Raw genomic sequence first — 18,893 nt, forward strand, 5'->3', positions numbered from 1 at the left:
TCTCTCCCTGTGTCGTGCATTATCGGTTACGGCACATACATATGTATACGCGTGCACCGTAATGAATTCAACTTATATATTCAGTTTATTTGGTTTTAAGCTATAAGTCAATGACTTTGAGAATCATTATCAATGACATTTACTTCAGCGCTTAACCATTTTCCTAATCCGTTATATGCTCTAATAGTTTATTTCTGACCAGTTTATTTGAAGCATTCCGCGGCAGTGTTTCAATAAAATATATTTCTTTTGGCACTTTGTAGCTGGCTAAATGTCTGTGCAAATATGATTGAATATCTTCCGATGTAACAGATGGGTGGTCGGTTACCACGAAAGCGACAGGGATTTGCCCCCACTTCTCATCACGCTTTCCAACAACACCGGCTTCCCGAATAGCTTCCATACCAGCCAAGACGCTTTCAATTTCAGCAGGGTAAATGTTTTCCCCGCCCGAAATAATTAAATCTTTACGTCGGTCGACAACATAGAGAAAACCATCATGATCCGTATAACCGAGGTCTCCGGTTGCCAGCCAGTCATTCGTAATTGACTTCCTGGTTGCTTCAGCATTGTTATAATACCCTTTCGTTACCATCGGACCTTTGACGAAAATTTCTCCGACTTCATTCTTTTCAGCATTAATTTGCAGTTGGGCAGGAAATAACGGTTTACCCGATGAGCCGATTTTTTCAAGTGCGTCCTCCGGTCCTAATGTAACGATTTGTGAAGATGTTTCGGTCATACCATACGATTGAAAAACAGGCACTTCACGGGACTTTGCCTGCTCGAGCAAGTTTTGGGGCGCAGGGCCCCCGCCAAGCAGCAAACATCTGACTGTATCAGGATAGCGGCCTTCCCCCAGCAAATGGAGCAAATCTCTAACCATGATGGTCACAACGGATGCGATTGTAACATTTTTATTCATCAGCGCATCATGAGCAAGTTGCTTATCATATCTTTCCATCAAATAAATCGGGATACCATAAATAACGCTGCGCATCAGAATGGATAATCCGCCAACATGAAAAATCGGCAGAACAGCAAGCCACTTATCATCGCTGTGCAGTCCAAGGTTAAGCATTGACCCCACAGCACTCCACCAATGATTTCCGTAAGTATGGATGACCCCTTTTGGGAAGCCGGTTGTACCGGATGTGTAAATAATTGTAAAGACGTCATCCAAATCAATTTCTGCTTTCAGTTCGGTATCGTATGCCGGCATATCCCAAACTTCTGAAAAGGAATATTGTTCTGCTTCTAATTGTCGGTCATGTTGCTGAACTAATATCGTTTTTGCACCTGCGTCGTTAATTTGATAGTTCAATTCTTCTTCGGTTAACCGGGTGTTCAACATAACAGCCACAGCACCAAGGTAAGTTAGTGCATGAATGGCAATCACCATATGTGTGTGATTTGATGATAAGATGCCTATTTTTGTATCGTTTTGGACACCCAGCTTCTTTAATCTGCGTGCAAATGACTGACTTTTTTCTTTTAACTCCAAAAATGTATAAGTCGTTCCATCAGGCTGTTCAATTGCTATTCTGTCCGGAGCAAGCGCAGCCTGTTTTGTCAGCCAATGTGGAATAATATCAGCCATATCCTAACCCCCCTTTCAAAAATTCTTAGGAACTTTTAACATTTAATGTACGTCTGAATTACGTCTGAATCGTAAAATGAACAGAAGCCTTTGCCGCCGAACAGCAAAGGCTTCCTGAATTTGAATCCAATTTAAGGAAAACGCGGGAATTGCTTAAAGTCAGGCTTTCTTTTTTCTTTGAAAGCATCCCGGCCTTCCTTCGCTTCCTCTGTTGTATAGTAAAGCAATGTTGCATCTCCGCCCATTTGCTGTAAGCCGGCAAGTCCATCAGTATCTGCGTTGAATGAGGCTTTAAGGAAGCGAAGCGCAGTAGGTGATTTTTCAAGCATTTCTTCACACCATTGAATTGTCTCTTCCTCAAGTTTTTCAACAGGAACAACGGTATTGACCAGCCCCATGTCATAAGCTTCCTCTGCATTATACTGACGGCATAAATACCAGATTTCACGCGCGCGTTTATGTCCCACCATACGAGCAAGCAAACCAGCTCCATATCCGGCGTCAAAACTTCCTACCTTAGGACCTGTCTGACCAAAAATTGCATTATCAGCAGCAATCGTCAGATCACATACCACATGCAACACATGACCGCCGCCGATAGCATACCCCGAGACCATTGCTACAACCGGCTTTGGAATTGTGCGGATAAGCCGCTGCAAATCAAGAACGTTCAAGCGTGGAACCTGATCATCTCCAACGTACCCGCCATGACCGCGTACCGATTGATCACCGCCGGAACAGAATGCTTTGTCACCTGCGCCGGCTAATATAATAACACCAATCGATGAATCATCACGTGCATCCGCAAATGCATCGATCATTTCGTTGACAGTGAGCGGTGTGAACGCGTTGCGCTTTTCCGGACGATTCATTGTCACCTTGGCGATGCCATCATACTTTTCATAAATAATTTCTTCGTATTTTTTCGCTTCTTCCCATTGAACAGTCATTGTTTTCCTCCTCATATGTACTAAGTTAAACAGTTTTCAAAAATTCACTTACTATTCTACCAAAAACAACGGGTTGTTCCACATGAATTGCATGGCCCGCGCCCTCTACTACGGTTAGCTCCGCTTTAGGAATTTGTTTTTTCATTGATTGATTTATAGCTGTGAATTTGTCATCCCTTCCACCGGCAACTAACAGCACGGGCACTTTAAGGTTCTGCAATGCATCCCACCAGGAAGGCTGAGCACCCGTCCCCATATATTGCAATGATTGTGCAAGCCCTTCAGCTGATTGGAAAAGCCTTTCAGTACGTATTTTATGACGCACTTCTTCTGGTAAATGTTTTTGCGTGTGAAAAAGCGGGATGTTTTCCCAGAATTCAACAAACGCTTCTACACCATCGCTTTGAATCCGCTGAGCCAGCTGTTCGTCATTCTGCCGGCGTTCTTCTTTATCCTTTTCATCTGACAGCCCAGGCGACGCACTCTCCAGCGTCAAGGATTTCACCATACCCGGATAAAGTACAGCAAATGACAATGCTGCCCGTCCGCCCATTGAATAACCAACGAGATGGACTTTTTTCCATTGCAGTGATTCAACTAATTCTGCCAAATCCCCGCAAAAACGCTCCATGTCTTTGGGCATTTTCGACTCAGTCCGGCCGTGACCCGGGAGATCAATTGTCAAACTCTGCAGATCTTCCGGCAGCCGGGCAGCGATAGTGTCCCATGTCCCGCCAGTACCGGTAAAACCATGCAAAAAGACAACCGGTTCTCCTTTACCCTTTACTTCATACCAATAAACCGTGTGATTGATTGTTTTATACAAATTATCAGTCCTCGCTCGTTAGTATGCTTTCTATCATCAGCGAAGATACGTCAATAATGCATTCTCAATTTGTGCCCATTTCGTGCGATGCCATTGTAAATTTTCTGTCCGGTCTGTCTTAACTTCAATTACCGACAATCCCTCGTGCTGATAACTTTGATTTAAAACTTTTGTTAATTCAACTTCGTTTGCCGGCTGTTCATATGTTCCGCCGTACATCTTTACCGCGTCGCCAATGTCAATATTTAACGGTGTTCCAAACAGTGTCTCAAAGTGAGCTTCGTGGTTTACTTGCGGGAGGAAAGAGAAGATGCCACCGCCATTGTTATTGATCACGACAATCGTTATATTCAACCCGTAATGTTTAGCTGCCAGAAGTCCATTCATATCATGGAAGAAAGATAAATCACCAAGTACTAGCGTTGTCGCATCGCCCGCTGCTGCTGCTCCGAGCCCACTTGAAATCATACCATCAATGCCATTAGCACCCCGGTTTGCCAACACTTGAACGTTTTTCGGCGTCGCCAGGAAAAATGTATCAAGATCACGAACGCTCATGCTGTTGCCAACATATAGACTACTCTCGTCAGGGACCGCTTCAGCCAGGCACCTGACAGCTTCGCCTTCAGTCATATCAGGTTGAGTGTCCGTTTCAAGCAAATGAATTTTAGCTGTCTCGTTCATTTTTTTCCATGTCTTAAGCCACTCTGCGTCAAACGCATTTGCCATGTTATAAGTTGCTAAATCCCTGCACAATTCTGCACCATCGGCGTAAATCAACTCGGTTATATTACCCGCTGGTTCCCTATAACCTTGCACGTTTTCGACAACAAACTGCGCACAATCATTGTGATCCTTGACATAAAAAAGATACGGTTTGGATACCGGCATGGCTCCGAAACGAATGATGAAGTCTGGTTTCAAATGTTTCCTGATGGTCTCGCTTCTTAAAATAGCGTCATAACTTTCAATCACCAAATCTTTTTCGTGCTCTCCGGCTCTGACTTGCGACAGGGGATCAGCAAGAATCGGGATTTGCCACAACTTGGCTAATTCTGTGACTGCTGACGCAAAATCAGGATCAGTTTGCGGACCGCAGACAATCAGTCCTTTCCGAAACGAAGTCAGCATAGTTGTCAGCCGTTTAAGCTGCTCTTCGTCCAAACGGCGTTCACCTTCAATCGTTGTATAAAATGACTGTTCGGACCGATCTCCCCAGAGGTTTTCCAGTGAGAAATCGGGGATTAGCGGCTCACGATAAGGAAAATTCAAATGCACAGGGCCTTGATTTCCTTCATTTGCAGTATGGACTGCCCGCGAAGCTTTTGAACGTGCGTACCGAAGCATCGGATCATCTGCCTCGGGCAGGGCCATTTCATGGAACCATTTTGGATAATCTCCATAAAGCTTAATTTGATCAATTGCCTGCGGTGCACCTGTGTCGCGCAGTTCATGCGGCCGATCCGCCGTGAGCACAATCAAGGGCGTCCGGCTGTAGTATGATTCAATAACAGCCGGAAAATAATTCGCTGCTGCTGTACCTGAAGAACAGACGATTGCCACAGCATGTTGTTTCTTTTTTGCCATTCCTAAAGCAAAAAAAGCGGCTGAACGCTCATCAATCACAATACGCTCATGCAAATCAGGGTGCTCAGCTATTGTCATAGCGAGCGGCGTCGAACGCGAACCGGGTGAAATAACGACATCCGTTAAGCCGCTTGCTGCCAGTTCATCCACAAAATTCGCGGTATACCGTGTGAGATTTTCGGTGTGATTCATCATTTCAGCCTCCCAACACAGACAGCATCGGCATGAATTTTATGCCGGTTTCTTTATATTCTTCATCGGGATCAGAATCTCTGACAATACCACACCCGGCAAACAGTGATGCCTGCTTTTCTTGAATAAGACCTGATCGAATCGCTACTGCAAACTCCCCGTGAAGATTACTGTCCATCCAGCCGACAGGTGCTCCATACCAGCCTCTGTCCAGTTGTTCATGTTCACGGATGAACGCGAGAGACTCCTCTGTCGGCACACCACCAAGTGCAGGGGTTGGATGCAGTTTGTCAATAATATCGAAAATACTATGCTTTTCTTTTAAAACGGCTTTTACCGGTGTATATAAATGCTGTAAATTTTTAAGCGGATAAATGACAGGATTATCCGGTATATTCACGGCCCGGCAATAATGTACCATCGATTGCCTAATCATTTTCACCACAAATTCGTGTTCGCTGCGATTTTTCTCATCATGAAGCAATGACTGAGCGATTTGTTCATCCTCTTCCTTTGTTTGTCCGCGGGGTGCTGTACCGGCAAGGCAAGTTGACAGCACTTCTTCTTGTTCCTGTTTAATAAGCCTTTCCGGAGAAGCCCCGAGAAAACAATCACCATTACGTTCAAAAGCAAACACATAACTGTTTGGCTGCTGCTCAATCAAGTTATATAAAATAGTTGATACGGCAGATTTGTCAGATAGTTTGACGAGAAGTTTGCGGGCAAGAACAATTTTATCCGCCTTATTCGCTTTAATAAATTCGGTTGCATGTCTTACTGTCTGTTTCCAGCTTTCAGGATCAACTTCCTGCTTTTTTTCAATAGTGACATCGTCCGGAAGCGCGGAAGAGTGCGTTAGAAGTGAACGTTCGAGTTTATTTAAACGCTGTGTAATCTCCGATGCCTTGTCAATTCCATTCACTTTAACATTAATCGTTAAATAACAATTCTCAGCAGACCGGGTTAATACGATTTCCGGCACGGTCAAGGAAAGGGGTGGAAAATTATTCCACAAAGACGTTCGTTGAGATAATGGGTCAAATGACATCCCGCCCATTGTGACTAACCCCGTCCCTGGCTTTTTATATGGATTATGGATAATTGCTTCATCACGCAACTTCTGCCATGATTTTTCTGCCTCGTCCATTCGGTTGGACCCGGCTGTTATTTCATGGGCACAGCCAACACCTGCAATATAGAAGCCCTCTGAAGTACTCCCCCAGAACCCTCGGTCCATGGACAGATTTTCACCTGCTCCGATAAACGCTATCGGGTCAGCTTTATTGATTTGTTTTGTCATGCTCATTATTCGTGCTGTGTGATTCTGTTTTGCTTCATTGATTGCTTTTTCAAGCATCGACTGAAGGGATGCCTCTTGTACTTCTATCATCTATATTAACCTCCGTAATTATCTACCATTACAAAGTACCACATCTATTTTATTCTTTTTTCACAAGTTCCTCAAGAAAATTTGTCTGAAAGTGACGATTCCCTGACTTTTCCGGATTGACACCCTAAAGTGAATTGCCTAAACTTATAGTGATATGAATAAAGGAGCGAGAATCGATGGAGCCCATAACATCACTAAAAGACGAACTAAATGAAAGAAGCGGTTTTCATATATGGTGGCGGCTTCTGCGTCCGCATACACTGACCGCCTCTATTATCCCCGTATTTGTCGGTACAATGTTTGCACTTACCACACATCAAATTAATATGTGGTTATTTGCTGCAATGCTTCTGGCTTCGATACTGATTCAGTCAGCTACAAATATGTTCAATGAATATTACGACTTTGTACGGGGACTGGACAATGAACAATCGGTAGGAATCGGCGGCACGATTGTCAGAGACGGCATTTCGCCGAAAACGGTAAAGACGATGGCTTTCGCTTTTTTTGGGATTGCTATTCTTCTCGGGGTGTTTATATCCATTGAATCAAGCTGGTGGATTGCGGTTATCGGTTTAATTTGTATGCTTTTTGGTTATCTGTATACTGGCGGGCCATTCCCAATTGCCTATACCCCTTTTGGGGAATTGTTTTCCGGGTTTTTTATGGGAACCGTCATTATTGGCATCAGCTACTATATACAAACATCGGTCATAACTAGTTCGGTGATTTGGCTTTCAGTTCCAATCGCTATTTTTATCGGCGGTATTATGATGTCAAATAATATTCGTGATTTGGATGGGGATAAAGAAAACGGCAGGAAAACCATTGCCATTCTTCTTGGTCGGAAGAACGCCATCCGGTTCTTGGCGTTCATGTTTATCACTGCTTATTTGTTAACAGGGCTTTACATTGTTTCCGACGTCCTGCCGGTATGGTCGGTTATTGCATTTCTCAGCGCGATTAAAGCCAGTGATGTTATCCGTAAATTCCACGGTAAAACAAAACCGCTGGAAATGATGCCAGCTATGGCTGCAACGGGTAAAACCAATACAATATACGGTTTTCTGCTTGGACTTTCGCTATTAGTCAGCAACTTTTTCTAATACTTCTAATACTGCAGACGGACGAACCACCGCTTTGCCTATCTCAATTAAAGGAGTTTCTCTTAATTGGATTACAACGATACACTTATTGAAGCACTGGGGATTGAAACAGTTTCACTTGAAGAAGATTGCGTCATCATGACAATGCCTGTTGACACAAGAACGCTTCAGCCGGCAGGATTTTTGCACGGCGGGGCTAATGTGGCATTAGCTGAAACAGCTGCCAGCATGGGTGCGTTTATAAACACAGATACAGAACAATTTAATGTATTCGGACTCGAAATCAATGCCAACCATATCAAAAGCAAACGCGAAGGCACGGTTACCGCAACGGCAGTGCCACTCCACAAGGGGAAAACAACAATGGTGTGGGAAATCAATATTACGGATGAACAAGATGACTTAATATGCATATCCCGCTGCACAATTGGTGTTGTTCCTAAGAATAGAAAGGAGTAATCTTGATGCTGAGCAACGAAAAACTACATGATTTCAAAAAACGGTTAATGAACATGAAGGAAGAAATTGAATCCGATTTGGAATCTGAAGACGAAACTACTCCAAACGAAGCAACCGGTGACTTAGCTGATTATGATAACCATCCGGGAGATCTGGGAACTGAGCAATTTGAACAAGAAAGAGATGCAGGTCTCGACATGGTCAGAAGAGAACGACTTGATGAAATTGAAGCCGCTCTGGAACGTATTGACAATGGGACGTACGGAATAAGTGAAAAATCCGGCAAACCCATACCGGAAGAACGGCTTGAAGCCGAGCCAACAGCAAGAAATCTCGTAGAAGAAGAGCAGGAATGACTGTCTAAAATAAAGGACAGTCTTTTTTACGGTTCAAAGGTGACCTGGAAGTCACCTTTTCAGAAAACAATTTTGACACAAAAAAAGAGTGCCGCTTATGGACACTCCCGCATAATTTATGAAACTAGACTTGCTTGTTTTTGTTCAATCCATGTCTTCATTTTAATAAACAATGGCACGAACAATAGTCCGACTACGATACCTTTAATGAGATTGAATGGCAAGATACCAGCTGACACAGCAACCCATTTTGCGGTTTCCCCCGCCATTTCAGGTGCGCCAATAAACCATGCATAGGCTGGCAGAATAACGTAATAGTTTAATACACTCATGCCAAGAGCCATAACAATCGTTCCACTGACGATGCCGGATACGACACTTTTAACACCTTTAAAGCGGTGATAAAGCATTGCAACCGGGACAATGAACATAACCCCGGCCAGGAAATTGGAAGCTACCCCAATCGGATCGCCCGCTCCTGATACAATCAAATAAAGCAAGTTTTTGATGCCCTCGACTACAACACCTGCCATTGGTGAAAAAATAAGCGCCGCAATCAACGCCGGCACCTCACTGAAGTCAATTTTCAGATAAGGCGGCAAAAAGGGCAATGGAAAATTCAAAAAGAACAGTACTAATGAAATCGTTCCAAGCAGAGCTAAAATAATTGTTTTTAATAGTTTTGGCGATTGTAAATTCGTTTTCACCTTTCTTCCTCCTTCACCTTGATCGATTCCCATCTCTGTCTGATGAAGGATAAGCCGTTCCACCGCAGTGTCTTTTGAGGATACTCACACTGAAACTGTCTACAACAAAATAAAAACCCTAAAACCTATACGGGGCTTTAGGGTATTGTTCACAGAAAAATTAATACACAATTGTGTAACAGTTTCCGGCTCGTCATCTTCTCCCATCCAGACTTTAACTGTCGGTCCCGGAATTGCACCAGGTCCACCGCTGAGTTTTACAAAGCGGGTCACGGACTTAGAACATTTGCTTAAGTTCCTTACCGTCGGTCGGGAATTGCACCCTGCCCCGAAGATGTAGAATCGATATGCTATTTTAAATGTATTATACAATGAAATGATTCATTTGAAAAGGGAAATGTTTAAATTTGAATTCAATTTTTTCAGAATTAAAGGTCATCGTTTCGATCTATTTTTTGAAATTTACCTTCAGCCGCGGAAAGTGATCGAGGCAGCCTCTTCTGCTGTAAGGACAACTTATTATCTTTCTCATCCATTCCACTCCCTAAAAGCACAAACCCCGGAATGCAGAATAACGCATTCCGGGGTTTGTTTTGCTAAGCTGTCGAATCACTCATCAGTATTGATGAATAATTTACCTTCTGCTGTTTTGCGTGTTTCATTGCCAAAATCATCGACGACTTTCACTTCAATGGCAGCGCCTTCTGCAACCACATTATTCGTGGCAGTCCAATAGCCGACATACTGGCCATCAGACATTTCCATCATCGGCAGCTCGGTTACATTATCAATTTGAGCTCTGGAATTGGTCAGCGGCATGTGGATATAGAATGTAGCGTCCTGATCAGGCTCACTTTCAAATTCAATCCGCACACTTTCCCCCGCTTCCAGATTTTTGTCTTCCGCTGGCTGCAGATTTTCGATGGTTGGCGCCTCGAAATCGACTTCAATTGTGACAGACTCTGTTGTCGCATTGTCTGCTAAATCTTCAGCTGTGACCTCGATTGTGTTTTCACCATTATCAAGAAGGATCCGTTGTGAATAAGATCCGTCATCTGCTACGTCAGCTTCACGGCCGTTTACTTCAACCGTGTCAAGGTTAGCATCTTCAACAATGCCCTCAACTGTCACCGTTTCACGATTTGTTTTATCTCCGTCCGCCGGATTATCAATCGTAATCTCTGGGTTGGCTGTATCCAATGTAACGGTAACTGGTTCGGATTCGCCTGTTTCTGCGCCATCCATTAGAGATACTGCTTTCAATTCATTTGCTCCCTCAGTCAATTCGACCGGAATTTCAAATTCTCCGTTATCACCGACTTCAGCAGTACCGGCTTCTTCTCCATTATTCAACAATTGAATTGTTGTTGTTGGAGAAGCAGTACCTTGAACCGTTATTTCTTGTTCGTTCGTAATGTCCTCTTCTGCCGGTGTTGTGATAACAGGTGCTTCCACTTCAAAGCTGACACGTGAACGGATCATATAGTTACCTTCAACAGCCGGGGATGGTGACCAAGTGCCTCCAACCGACTGGTAACTGCGTTCAGCATTTGTACCATTTTCATCCGTTGCAAGGCCTGGAACATTCGGATTGGCTCCAGTTTGGACATAGACCATATAGAAATCACCATCAACGGTGATGTTGTGTTCCCGCAAGTCCACAACAGTCCATTCTTCAAGATCACGTATTGCTTCTGCTTCAACAGGTCCGGCAAGCTTTTCGCCAGGCATGCCGTCTGAGCCGTTTGCATCCCATACTTCAACTGCAAACTCAGTACCACCCGGGCTAGGCCAGTCGGTACCATGGAATTGGAACACGCCATCGGTAACCACGGCTGAATCTTCACCCTCCGGCAAGGACATTTTTACTGCCCATTTGTTGCCGGCATCATAAAATGCACGGGCATTTTCAGCAGTGCCATCGTCATAGCCGATCTCACCGCCGGGATACGTGTAGAATGGTTCGAGCTCAACATCCTGTTCAATATCCTCATCAAGCGTCACGTCAATCTCTTTGCTGTGATAATCGGCAGCCAGCACTCGAAGTGTATACGATCCTTCATAGCCTGTAATCGAATAGTTACCATTCTCATCGGTTTCAACAGGTGTCACATTGGAATCTTCAACAAGAAGCACAGTAGCTCCTTCAATCGGTTCACCTGTTTGTTCATCGGTAATGGTACCTGTAACTGTCGATTGTGGGACTTCATCAAGCGTAAAATCCGCCTGTGCTGTCGCATCTGCTTCAAGTGTCACATTTTGTTCTTTCGATTCGAAGCCATATGACTCAGCTACTAACGTAAATGTGCCGGCAGCATGCGTCATTGAATACTCCCCGGTAGCAGGATCTGTTGTTACCGACCTGCCGCTTTCAAGCACACTTACTTCGGCACTGATCGGCAACAAATTAGGGTTCACAGCTTCATCATCTTCGGGGATATCCTTTTCTTCAGGTAACACTGGCTGAATTTTGTCTGGGTCAACTTTTTCTTTCAATCCAGCTTTTTCGTTCGCTTTAATAACGCCCAGGCCTAGACCAACACCGTTGTGCAGCCCAGTGAACAACTGGTTTCCGCCTCTGTTATTACCTTTTCCTTTGCCATTTTTATCTTTTGAAGCCTTGCTGCTCTGAGATGTTTCAGATAAAGTCACATCATCGATATACCAGCCATCACGCGTAACGCTTCCATCAGATGTTAAGTTAAAGCCGATATAGATACGCTGACCGCTGAATTCAGATAAATCAACTTCGGCACTTTCCCAGCCATCTGACTCACCTTGAACTTGCGTCAGCTGTGTCCATTCTTCCTGATCCGTTGAAATAAACACATGGCCAAAATCGTAGGCATTTCCACTGTCATACATTTCCAAGTTATGCCATTGATTGAATTGCAGATATGCTTCCCCTTCTGGCATATCAATTGGAGGCATAACAAGGGTCGCGTTCATATCACTGGCATATTCGCCATCCAGGTTGGTTGCATAAACATTTTCACCGGAAGCAGCATTACCCGGGCCGGATGTCGGTTGCCCCAGCTCCCAGCTGTTATTCTCACCAAAGGATGTCCATCCTGAAGGATTATCTTCAAAATCCTCGGAATATCCCGTCGATATTCCCGGCTTCACTTCAATATCATATTCGTCGCTTGTTACATCATTGTCACCAAAATCCCGGATAACCCACTTATATGTCACTGAATCTTCAGTAATGGCATCGCCCGGTATAGTGGCTAAATAGTTGCCTTCTTCAAAATCGCCTGATACACGATCAGCTTCAACCGTCTGCCATTGACCGTCTGCATCCTGATATTCCAGCTCTACTGCTGCAACGCTGACGTTATCGGCAGCCTGAACGTTCAGATCAAGGTCCATGCCGGCATATGTTTCTGCCGGTGCAGTATGTTCAAATACAGGCGCTTCGTTGTCTTCACCCTGCTTCGTCACTTGACCTTCAATCGTACCAATCCCATCCTGCAGCGCACTTACAGCATCATAGGCGTTCACCAATCCATGTCCAAACCCATTATTCGGTGATTCCGGATAAGTGTCGTCCGTCAATGAAATGGCTGTATCAGTCAACACCTGTTCCATTTCATCCACCGTAATACTGCTGTCAACTTGGCGCAGCATCGCAGCAACAGCAGCCGCAGCAGGGCCGGCCATAGACGTGCCGCTCATTGCACCATAGGCGTCACCGGGGATTGAAGAACGAATACCTACCCCTGGAGCAGCTATGTCCGGTTTAATTTCATCATACGGTGATGGGCCTTCCAATGAAAAATCAGCTAGATTGTCACCGCTGTCAGTTGCCCCGGTTGCAAATGATTCCGGATAGTTAGCAGGGGCAGCAACAGATCCTGGGCCCCCCGGATTGCCAAGACCGGTGTTGCCGGCTGAAAACTCAGGGAATATTTCTGCAGCCCGCCAATTAATCACAACATCGCGATACCATTCATCAAGGCCCGGTCCGCCGCCCCATGAGTTGTTGACAACATCCGGAGCCAAATCGGCACGTGCATTCCCTTCTGAATCAGTCGGTGCTAAAATCCATTCAGCCGCTTCCAGAAGGTCAACATCGGTTCCCCCTGCAGCGGTAAAAGCTTTAACTGAAATAAACTCGGCACCCGGCGCGACCCCGACCTGGTTGGAGCCATCCGTTTCATGCCCAACCATTGTTCCGGTAACATGTGTGCCGTGTCCTTGATCGTCATAAGGTTCTGACTCACCCGCTGTTGCGTCAAACCAGTTAAAATCATGGTTAACTTCATCGTTTGACGCGTCATAGCCGCGATAGTTCTCCTTTAAAGCCGGATGATCCCACTGGACACCCGTATCAATACTGGCTACGACCGTTCCTGAACCATCAATGCCCATTTCCCATGTTTCGGGTGCGTTCACACGATCGACATTCCACTCGATATTAGCAACGTCGGATTCAGGTGCCTTGACATCCTTTGTCTCTGGTTTAAATAGTGTCCGATTTTCATTCGGCAAGATCTTCTCGACTTCCTCAAATCCAGCAATTTTTTCAGCTACGTCTTTCGTTGCCGTTACAGCCATACCGTTTACAATGTGGTAGGAATGAATATTTTCTGCGAATCCCTTTTCCGATTGTTTTTGCAAAAATTGTTTCACATTCCGCTGTGATTCCAGTGCGGTCGATTTGAGTTCAGAAATAACGGCTGACCGCTGAACAAATTCTGCTTTTTTGGATGTCATGTTAGCAGACTCGGCATTTTTCCTTGCTTCTTTTGCTACTTTTTTGGAATCAGCTTTCTCTTTAAATTTAACTAAAAACGTTACTTTGTCCTGATCATTAAATTGTTTTTGTACGCGTTCATTCACTTTGTTTACAGCAATTTCCTGGGAGTTTTTAAACGCTTCATGCGGCTTATTGTTTTTTGCTGCAGATTCAGCAAGACCTGTTCCCGGTGCCATCAATGAAAAGACCATCAACATCGACGCCACCATACTAAAAGCTCTCGTTTGGCGCTTTTTTCTCGACAAGCTAATTCCTCCCCTTTAAATTTTCAAACAATGGGTTTCAATCTGCCCTCCTTCCTGATTAAATTTGGCTGTTTATCCTGGATGCGTGCAATCAGTCTAAATCTATGAAGTTAATGTCACTGTAATAGATTCCGGGAGAAAAAGGTGTCGAATAACGTCGTATAATATCCGAATTTTCAGAGTTTGGTAATAAAGGACTGTTTTTTGATTACTGACTCTCGACAAAAGTTGTATAATTTGTAACAAAAGGTTGTCATCAATCTTTTGGAAATCCCGTCATACGCGTTTTGAACCATTACAGGCACTTTTTACCTATAGATACATTGCATGGTAAAAGCAGGAAAAATAATTTAATAATCCCGTGTTAGAAGTTTGCAATTAACCTTTAGCTGTTATTTTGAATTGATTTCCAGTAATTGGGACCTATTTTAAATAAGAAATGGTCTATTGAGGGAAATAAGAACTAGAAATAAGTGAGTTCATACCAGTTCTATAAGACTATTAAATTTGAGGAAAGCTGAGGCTAAAAATCCTATTCAAAGTAATCATCAGGGACATTTTACTATAAAGAAGCCTCAAACCCTGGCAGAATTTGAGGCCATTCGTGATCTATTTAGTTTTAATCAAGCGGGTTTAAGCTTTCGTCGCCTGTCATTTCTGCAATCATTGTTACAAGCAATTCAATTTCTTCCTCAATATCTTTCAGGCTCGCTGTTTCAACCGGTGAGTGCATGTATCGCAGCGGTAAAGAGACGAGCGACACAGGCACGCCTGCTCCGGTGAACCGCATGCGATCAGCATCAGTCCCCGTCATTCGCGGTGTCAGTTCATACTGCACTTTCATATTCAGTTTTCTTGCGGTTTTTTCAAGCAACTGATTAATCTTGAGATTTATTGGTGCACCTTTTGCAAGAACGGGGCCCCCGTCCAATTTGACATCACCATGCTTATTTTTATCAACCCCCGGATAATCGGTGGCAAATGTCACATCGCAAGCAATCGCCATCGTCGGTTTAATGCCGGCAGCTGCAAAATATGCACCACCCATGTTGGTTTCTTCATTCACAGTGCTGGCCGCATATACGCCCACATTACAACCTTTTTCTGACAACCGTTTCAAAACCTCAGCTACAATAAACGCGCCTGTTCGATTATCAAGCCCTCGTCCTGATACCGAACGATTTTTCAGCATTTCAGGTTCGGTTTTATAAACCGCCAAATCACCAATCTGCACGTGTCTTTCCGCTTCCTCTTTTGATTTATAACCACAGTCAATGAACAAATCCTCCAGGCCAAAATCGTTTTTCAGCCCGCCATGATGCTGTGCATTGACGCCGATAACGCCAGTGACCTTATCGCTGAAACCAAGAATGGTCACTTTCATTCCCACTGCAGCTTTCGGGTTAATGCCGCCCATTTTATCAAAATGCAAAAAACCGTTATCATCGATGCGATTTATAACAAGCCCAATTTCATCACAATGACCTGCCAGCAGTACTTTGAACGGCGCTTCCGGGTTCAGTACACCAAATGCATTTCCGGCATTATCCGTTCTGATTTCATCAGCGAAATCTCTGACATATTCAATCCATCTTTTTTGAATTGCCATCTCGCTGCTCGACGGCGAGGGCGTGTTCAAAAGGTCCATTAAAAAATTTGTATTCGTCTCTTCCATGGCAATACCTCCTTGCTTAAAATCACCCTTTTATCATAGCAGATTTTTAATTGAAATGTATGCTTTCATAACTCGGAGGCTTATATTCAAGTGAACGTGCAAAACACTTTAGTTTACCGGCTGTCAGTTATTGGGTAAACTTTAGAAAGAAAACAAAAAGGAGTGAGCGGTTTATGGATTTAAACCAATGGTATGAAAAAGGGATGGATCCCGACACGTATATTGAAGCAATGGATAAAAATAAAGAAAACCTCCTACATATTTACGATAACTTTACACCGCCTGAAGATAATGAATTTATGCAAAAACTGGCTGAAAAGAATTTACGTGTAATCGTTCTGACAGAAGACTGGTGCGGCGATGCGATGCTGAATATCCCAATTTTGCTTCGGATATCGGACCAAACAAATATGCCGGTTAAACTACTTCTGCGTGATAATAATCTTGAATTAATGGATCACTATTTAACCAACGGAAAATCACGATCGATACCTATTTTTATCTTTATCGATGAATCCGGGAATGAAGTCGCAAAATGGGGACCGCGCGCTGAAAAAATCCAGCAATTTGTCGATGATTCGACTAAAAAGTTGCCGCCCAAAGATGCTGATAACTATCAGGAAAAAGCAAAAGAAATGTATTTGTTCATGTCAAAAACGTTTCGGGACAATACAGATTTCTGGCCGGACGTATACAGCAGCATTAAAACCAGGTTAGAAAATGAGGCCAACCTTTAAGAATAACTTCCGACCCTGCTGTGTATATTGATTTAAGCCATTTGTCCATACTAGACGTATATAATAAATGGGACAAAGGTGACAAAATGAATCTCGAGACGTTCAAACATTTCTTTTACCGTATGCCAGTAGTCGTCAGACTTATATTATCAGTCCTTGTCGTTATGATGCTATTCGGGACACTGATTCGGTTTGTGGAACCACAGCAATTCCCGTCGATTTTCGATGGGGTATGGTGGGCGTTTGTAACCGGAGCGACTGTCGGTTATGGCGATTATGTCCCTCTCACGGTCCCCGGGAGAATTATCGGCATTTTTCTTATATTGTCCGGAGGGGGACTTTTAACATTTTTCCTTACTACATTTGCTGCAAAAACAATAAACCATGAGAGCGACTTGTCAGAGGGTAAAGTTGCATTTAAAGGTAAAAACCATATTATTGTTATTGGCTGGAATGAACGAACCAAGCAATTAGTCGACATGATCGCCGAGAAAGATTCGAATCAGGAAATGGTTCTGGTTGACCACACACTAAGTAAACTGCAATACCGGCATTACCCGGTTCACTTTATTCATGGCGATCCAAGTGAAGATGCAGTGTTAGTCCAAGCTAATATTCAAGATGCCCAATCCGTGTTGATCAGTTCAGACGTTACTATAGAAGAACGCAAGGCTGATATTAACACGATACTTACAACGATAGCCGTTCGCGGGAATAATCAGGATATCCCGATTAATGCTGAAATTCTTACGATCAGTCAGGTGGAAAATGCAATCCGGGCAGGTGCGGATACAGTTGTTAGTTTAAATGACTTTATGAGCACCCTTTTTTACCATGAACTCTTCCATAAACAAGATACACGACCTTTTGAAACGGTTTTAAATTTGTTAAATGATCAGCAATTCTCCCATATTAAACTGCCGGAAGAATTAGAAGGAAGCTCTTTTAAAAAAGCAGTCCCCTTTTTTTTGGAAAATCAAGAATTATTAGTGGGTGTGATCCGCGAAAACGATTGGCTGATGAACCCGGCAGACGTTACGCTTGAATCAGATGATACACTCATTATCCTCTCAGCCTGGCAATAACAGCTGCTCTATTTTTTGCATAATGTGCTCGCCTGTCATTTGTAATCCCGCCAAATGGTCTGCCGAATTTAGTGATGGTTCATTTATGGTATCAGCTGTCCAGGCCGCTCCCTCTCTTTCTCTATTATTCTTTGGAGTGTACTCAAGCAGCGGCCGGTCAACACGAACCGTAATTCCCGGGTAGTTCAATGATCCCTTGACAGCATAAAAGGGTATTTTTAACACGTAATGAGCTCCTCTTTCCTCAATGACCAGTTGAACAAATTTGCTTGCATAATCCCAATTGACTGCCCTAACGTTCCCGCCTGGTTTTAACCTTTCTTCCAGTACAAATAATGGATAAATATTATTTTCGATGGTGGAGTTCAATTGAATCATGGTAGGTTCTCCTTTACATGAACGATTATTATTTATTTTTTGCTCAGATACGGGTTTTATGCTAAAATATTTTATTGTGTAAAAAGAATCGAAAAGGTATAGGAGTGTTCAGCATGACAGACAAGTTTGAAACCGGGGAAATTTTAGAAGGTAAAGTAACAGGTATCCAGCCGTATGGTGCTTTTGTTGCGCTTGATGATGAAACACAAGGTTTAGTGCATATTTCTGAGGTAACTCACGGCTATGTAAAAGATATTAATGACTACTTAGCTGTAGGTGATAATGTACAAGTGAAAATCTTAAACGTGGACACCGAAAACAATAAGATTTCATTATCGATTCGCGCTACTCAAGAGCCGCCTAAAAATCGTTCTGAAAGCAACACAAAAAATAATACGGTAAAACAGTCGGATAGTTCGAACAACGGATTTAATACACTGAAAGACAAACTTGATGAGTGGATTAAACAGTCAGAAGAACGCGAAGGAACTTTCCGCAACTAATGGTAAAAAGCTTTTTACGTTAATCAAAACGTGGAAAGCTTTTTTTATCTTTATTTCCCGGCTTCCGAAAACCTATCACAAAACTTTTTTAATGTGTAGTTGATGTAAAGTGCGACCAGTGAAAATTCTTCAGTAAGTGTTATGCCACCGCTCCGGAAATACACTGGGTGCTCGTCGTGTTGCAAGCAAATTCGGTGCAGCCAGCACTCCTCGCAACTCGCAGCGGATTCGGTGGATGTTTTGGCTCGTCGCTTTTCGCGGGCGGCTGGTGAGCCCCCTTCGTGCTGGCGCACTTCAGGGTCTCACCTATGCCTTTGCTCCCGCTGGAGTCGGCG

Annotated in this window: 15 protein-coding genes and 1 riboswitch; of the genes, 6 read left to right on the forward strand and 9 right to left on the reverse strand. The window is 43.7% G+C overall.

All coding sequences use genetic code 11. From position 1 onward, the window contains the following. Positions 1-163 precede the first annotated feature (163 nt). The 5 genes from BMZ22_RS09030 to BMZ22_RS09050 form a co-directional block, all read right to left on the reverse strand. A complete protein-coding gene (locus BMZ22_RS09030) occupies positions 164-1,600 on the reverse strand; it encodes an o-succinylbenzoate--CoA ligase (RefSeq protein ID WP_090084628.1) in 1,437 nt (478 codons plus the stop codon). Between the two features lie 131 nt (positions 1,601-1,731). Further along, positions 1,732-2,550, reverse strand: a complete 819-nt coding sequence (gene menB / locus BMZ22_RS09035; RefSeq protein WP_090084631.1) for a 1,4-dihydroxy-2-naphthoyl-CoA synthase — start codon at positions 2,548-2,550, stop codon at positions 1,732-1,734. A 25-nt stretch (positions 2,551-2,575) separates the two neighbouring features. After that, positions 2,576-3,376: a 2-succinyl-6-hydroxy-2,4-cyclohexadiene-1-carboxylate synthase gene (gene menH, locus BMZ22_RS09040; RefSeq protein ID WP_090084633.1), complete on the reverse strand. Its 801-nt coding sequence runs from the start codon at positions 3,374-3,376 to the stop codon at positions 2,576-2,578. Between the two features lie 36 nt (positions 3,377-3,412). Beyond that, positions 3,413-5,155, reverse strand: a complete 1,743-nt coding sequence (gene menD / locus BMZ22_RS09045; protein WP_090085046.1) for a 2-succinyl-5-enolpyruvyl-6-hydroxy-3-cyclohexene-1-carboxylic-acid synthase — start codon at positions 5,153-5,155, stop codon at positions 3,413-3,415. A gap of 4 nt (positions 5,156-5,159) precedes the next feature. Continuing rightward, on the reverse strand, positions 5,160-6,545 hold the full coding sequence (locus BMZ22_RS09050; RefSeq protein WP_090084636.1) for an isochorismate synthase: 1,386 nt from the start codon (positions 6,543-6,545) through the stop codon (positions 5,160-5,162). A 176-nt stretch (positions 6,546-6,721) separates the two neighbouring features. On the opposite strand from BMZ22_RS09050, the gene BMZ22_RS09055 reads away from it, so the two are divergent. The 3 genes from BMZ22_RS09055 (at position 6,722) to BMZ22_RS09065 (ending at position 8,466) form a co-directional block, all read left to right on the forward strand. Then, entirely contained in the window at positions 6,722-7,651 is a 930-nt protein-coding gene (locus BMZ22_RS09055) for a 1,4-dihydroxy-2-naphthoate polyprenyltransferase (RefSeq protein ID WP_090084639.1), read from the forward strand. Between the two features lie 66 nt (positions 7,652-7,717). After that, positions 7,718-8,110 carry a hotdog fold thioesterase gene (locus BMZ22_RS09060; protein ID WP_090084642.1) on the forward strand — a complete coding sequence of 131 codons (393 nt, stop codon included), beginning with the start codon at positions 7,718-7,720 and terminating at the stop codon, positions 8,108-8,110. 5 nt (positions 8,111-8,115) lie between these two features. Further along, positions 8,116-8,466, forward strand: coding sequence for a TraR/DksA C4-type zinc finger protein (locus BMZ22_RS09065; protein ID WP_090084644.1), 351 nt, complete (start codon positions 8,116-8,118; stop codon positions 8,464-8,466). 116 nt (positions 8,467-8,582) lie between these two features. Here BMZ22_RS09065 and BMZ22_RS09070 read toward each other — a convergent pair whose 3' ends face one another. From BMZ22_RS09070 to BMZ22_RS09080, 3 genes are all read right to left on the reverse strand, one after another. Beyond that, a complete protein-coding gene (locus BMZ22_RS09070; RefSeq protein ID WP_245745299.1) occupies positions 8,583-9,173 on the reverse strand; it encodes an ECF transporter S component in 591 nt (196 codons plus the stop codon). Positions 9,174-9,364: 191 nt separating this feature from the next. Then, a riboswitch (FMN riboswitch) is annotated at positions 9,365-9,513 on the reverse strand. Between the two features lie 269 nt (positions 9,514-9,782). After that, positions 9,783-14,180 carry a S8 family peptidase gene (locus BMZ22_RS09075; protein ID WP_425434278.1) on the reverse strand — a complete coding sequence of 1,466 codons (4,398 nt, stop codon included), beginning with the start codon at positions 14,178-14,180 and terminating at the stop codon, positions 9,783-9,785. A gap of 619 nt (positions 14,181-14,799) precedes the next feature. Continuing rightward, entirely contained in the window at positions 14,800-15,855 is a 1,056-nt protein-coding gene (locus BMZ22_RS09080; protein WP_090084647.1) for a M20/M25/M40 family metallo-hydrolase, read from the reverse strand. 173 nt (positions 15,856-16,028) lie between these two features. On the opposite strand from BMZ22_RS09080, the gene BMZ22_RS09085 reads away from it, so the two are divergent. Continuing rightward, positions 16,029-16,592, forward strand: coding sequence for a thioredoxin family protein (locus tag BMZ22_RS09085; protein WP_090084650.1), 564 nt, complete (start codon positions 16,029-16,031; stop codon positions 16,590-16,592). A gap of 20 nt (positions 16,593-16,612) precedes the next feature. Then, the gene (locus tag BMZ22_RS09090; protein WP_245745301.1) at positions 16,613-17,677 is read left to right on the forward strand and encodes a potassium channel family protein; all 1,065 of its coding nucleotides are present in this window, start codon (positions 16,613-16,615) and stop codon (positions 17,675-17,677) included. Here the strand turns inward: BMZ22_RS09090 and BMZ22_RS09095 are convergent. Continuing rightward, on the reverse strand, positions 17,663-18,055 hold the full coding sequence (locus BMZ22_RS09095) for a YugN family protein (protein ID WP_090084655.1): 393 nt from the start codon (positions 18,053-18,055) through the stop codon (positions 17,663-17,665). The two genes, BMZ22_RS09090 and BMZ22_RS09095, sit on opposite strands and share 15 nt — an antisense overlap. Positions 18,056-18,168: 113 nt before the next feature. Here BMZ22_RS09095 and yugI point away from each other — a divergent pair, with 113 nt between their 5' ends. Next, positions 18,169-18,558 (forward strand): S1 domain-containing post-transcriptional regulator GSP13, encoded by a 390-nt coding sequence (gene yugI, locus BMZ22_RS09100; protein WP_090084657.1) that lies wholly within the window; start codon positions 18,169-18,171, stop codon positions 18,556-18,558. The last annotated feature ends 335 nt before the right edge of the window (positions 18,559-18,893 follow it).

It is taken from the genome of Lentibacillus persicus, from assembly GCF_900112705.1.
GTDB lineage: Bacteria > Bacillota > Bacilli > Bacillales > Amphibacillaceae > Lentibacillus > Lentibacillus persicus.